At 41.4% G+C, this 2897-nt stretch carries 5 protein-coding genes; 4 read left to right on the top strand and 1 reads right to left on the bottom strand.

The features are described from left to right. From PX481_RS02900 to PX481_RS02915, 4 genes are all read left to right on the top strand, one after another. The coding region (locus PX481_RS02900) for an alpha-E domain-containing protein (protein WP_288093586.1) at window positions 1-209 on the top strand (209 nt) is incomplete at its 5' end. A 48-nt stretch (window positions 210-257) separates the two neighbouring features. Then, window positions 258-1259, top strand: coding sequence for an alpha-E domain-containing protein (locus tag PX481_RS02905; protein ID WP_185237680.1), 1002 nt, complete (start codon window positions 258-260; stop codon window positions 1257-1259). Beyond that, window positions 1259-2125, top strand: a complete 867-nt coding sequence (locus PX481_RS02910) for a transglutaminase family protein (RefSeq protein ID WP_288093588.1) — start codon at window positions 1259-1261, stop codon at window positions 2123-2125. The genes PX481_RS02905 and PX481_RS02910 overlap by 1 nt, the downstream gene beginning before the upstream one ends. A gap of 12 nt (window positions 2126-2137) precedes the next feature. Continuing rightward, on the top strand, window positions 2138-2476 hold the full coding sequence (locus tag PX481_RS02915; protein WP_002757602.1) for a hypothetical protein: 339 nt from the start codon (window positions 2138-2140) through the stop codon (window positions 2474-2476). A gap of 214 nt (window positions 2477-2690) precedes the next feature. Here the strand turns inward: PX481_RS02915 and PX481_RS02920 are convergent. Next, window positions 2691-2897, bottom strand: a 207-nt coding sequence (locus PX481_RS02920; RefSeq protein ID WP_288093590.1) for a hypothetical protein, incomplete at its 5' end; no start/stop codon positions are given.

A 2897-nucleotide genomic window follows, 5' to 3' on the forward strand; every position in this document is an offset into this window, starting at 1 on the left:
CAAAATTTTGGTGGGTTACGGCGAAAATTAAATCATCAGTCAACTGCGTAAATTATTGTCGCCTAACCCACCCTACCCTTTTCACTTTTTCCTGGTTAATTATGCTTAGTAGAGTTGCCGATTCAATTTATTGGTTAAATCGCTATCAGGACAATCATCAAAATTTTGGTGGGTTACGGCGAAAATTAAATCATCAGTCAACTGCGTAAATTATTGTCGCCTAACCCACCCTACCCTTTTCTTTTTCCTGGTTAATTATGCTTAGTAGAGTTGCCGATTCAATTTATTGGTTAAATCGCTATATTGAACGGGCAGAAAATGTCGCCCGGTTTATGGATGTTAACCTTAATTTAATGTTAGATGTACCTACCAGTGTTTTGCAACAGTGGGAACCCTTGGTTTTAACCACGGGAGATTTAGAACAATTCAAGAAACGTTACGGCACAGCCACCGCAGAAAATGTGATCAATTTCTTGACATTTGACACGGAATATAGTAACTCAATTATCTCTTGTTTGCGCTGGGCCAGAGAAAATGCTCGGTCAGTTCGCGAGATTATTTCTTCGGAAATGTGGGAACAGGTTAATGGTTTTTTCTTGATGGTAAAAGATGCTTCCTCTTACCATCCTCAAACTACTTTACCTAACTTTTTTACTCAAGTTAAATTGGCTAGTCACCGTTTTGCGGGGGTAATGGATGCGACGATGACTCATAATGAAGGTTGGCATTTTGGCGTTATGGGAAGATTACAGGAACGCGCCGATAAAACCGCCAGAATTCTTGATGTTAAATACTATTATCTCTTACCTTCCGCTCAATGGGTAGGAACTTCTCTAGACCAAATTCAATGGATTGCTTTACTGCGGTCGGTGAGTGCCTACGAAATGTATCGTAAATGTCAACGACGGATTACTCCTAGTGACGTGGCTGAATTTTTAATTCTTAATCGAGAATTTCCTCGTTCAATTCACTTTTGTCTGCGGGAATTAGACCACTGTTTGCATCAAGTTACAGGGACTCCTATAGGAACTTGGGGGAATTCGGTAGAAAGAAGTTTAGGGCGACTTTGTGCGGAAATGAGCTATCTAACTATCGAGGATATTATTGAAATGGGATTACATGAATTCCTCGACCATATTCAAAAAAGAGTTAATGATGTGGGAATAAAAATGACAGAAACTTTCTTTGTTTTTAATCCCGAACTTGCCTCACCTCTGCCAGTAAATAACTTTCAATATCAATCCCAATTAACAACTTAATGCGTTATCACATTCGGCATCAAACTAACTATTTCTATAATCAACCCGTGATTTTATCACCCCATCTGCTGCGCTTGCGACCAAAATCCGATGGTGGGCAAACTTTGCGAGAGTTCACGCTCAAAATTAACCCAGAACCTTTAACGATAACTAATATTATCGACCTCGATGGCAATTCTTGTTTACAAATTTGGTTTAATCAACCGACAGAAGAATTATTGATTGATGTGGTGAGTGAAGTGGAAACCCATGGGGTTAATCCTTTTCAGTATTTGTTGGAACCTTGGGCGACCTGTTTACCCTTTGATTATCCCATTTCCCTCCACAGTCAATTACAACCCTACAGACAATTTTATGGGTTAGCTAATGACCCCGATGTGGCAGCATTAGCCCAAGAAATTATGCAGGAAACTGAGGGACAGGTGCTATCTTTCCTGTTTAATCTTAATGACAAAATTTACCGCAATTGTCAGCAAATTATTCGTCTTACTGGAGAACCCTATCTACCCGGAAACACTTGGAAAAATAAGCAGGGTTCCTGTCGCGATTTTGTGGTTTTATTTATGGATGTGTGTCGCTGTGTGGGATTAGCTTCCCGTTTTGTCAGTGGCTATCAAGAAGGAGATTTAGACCAAGGAGAAAGACATTTACACGCTTGGGTAGAGGTGTACTTGCCGGGGGGCGGCTGGAAAGGCTATGATCCTAGCCATGGATTAGCGGTGAGTGACCGTCATATAAGCCTCGTTTCTAGTCCAATTCCCCGTTATTGCGCGCCGGTAGAGGGAAATGCTCGACCGGTTAATCTCGGTCATCAAGTGATAGAATCTCAGCTATCATCGACAATTGCGCTTGATTTGTTATCTTGAGGAGAATTTTTTATGGCTAAAGGATTTGGCACAGCAACAAAAGGACATTTAGGCTATGTTTTATTGTTGTGTCCTACTGCTAACACCTATGCGGCTAATTATAGTTTAGATGGGGAAGGAGACGAGTTTATTGGGGTTACTAATATGTTAGAAATGGCGCAAGTTTGGACTAAAAAAAATGCGGCGCGTGAGGCAATAATCAAATATGCAGATTTTTTGATCCAACAGTTAGAAGAAACTCCCCAAGTAAATATTCAGATTAGAAGTTTAAAGTGTTTAGCCAACGGCAAGTTGGTTACGGAAGTGTTAGAGGAGTTAACTTTTGAACAAAATTCGGACTCTCCTAGATAGGCCTTGCGGCAAAAAGTTTTTCGTGGCGGCAGGGTGTGGGGTGTGGGGTGTAGGGTTTTACGGATTTTGAGGACGTTCGGCGAAGCTCAGTCGAACCGCGAAGCTCAGTCGAGCCGTGGTTAATTAGCTAATTTTCAGGGAAAAAGTGCCTGAATTTTCCCGCCGCTCACTCCCATGACCGGCACTAAAGTCTTATCCAACAAGGTCTTTAGATTTATTCAACCAGCCCTAATATAGATATTTCTACAAAATTGAGATGCACCCAAGATGCTGCCGATAAATTAGCCAGCCAAAAGACTATGTAGGGCTTGCTGAATAAAGGTGAAATGTAGGCAAGGTAAGGGTTTTGTGGCTTTTCTCGCGAAACAGGTGCAAGATTTTGAGAGAATCGTGCTTCAAAACCTTGCGTCTTCATCGGCCC

The organism is Microcystis sp. M53603_WE2, from assembly GCF_030065435.1.

Bases quoted from the DNA above. Each gene is read 5' to 3' on its own strand.
- PX481_RS02910 (WP_288093588.1), top strand. From the start codon at position 1,259: ATGCGTTATCACATTCGGCATCAAACTAACTATTTCTATAATCAACCC.
- PX481_RS02905 (WP_185237680.1), top strand. From the start codon at position 258: ATGCTTAGTAGAGTTGCCGATTCAATTTATTGGTTAAATCGCTATATT.
- PX481_RS02915 (WP_002757602.1), top strand. From the start codon at position 2,138: ATGGCTAAAGGATTTGGCACAGCAACAAAAGGACATTTAGGCTATGTT.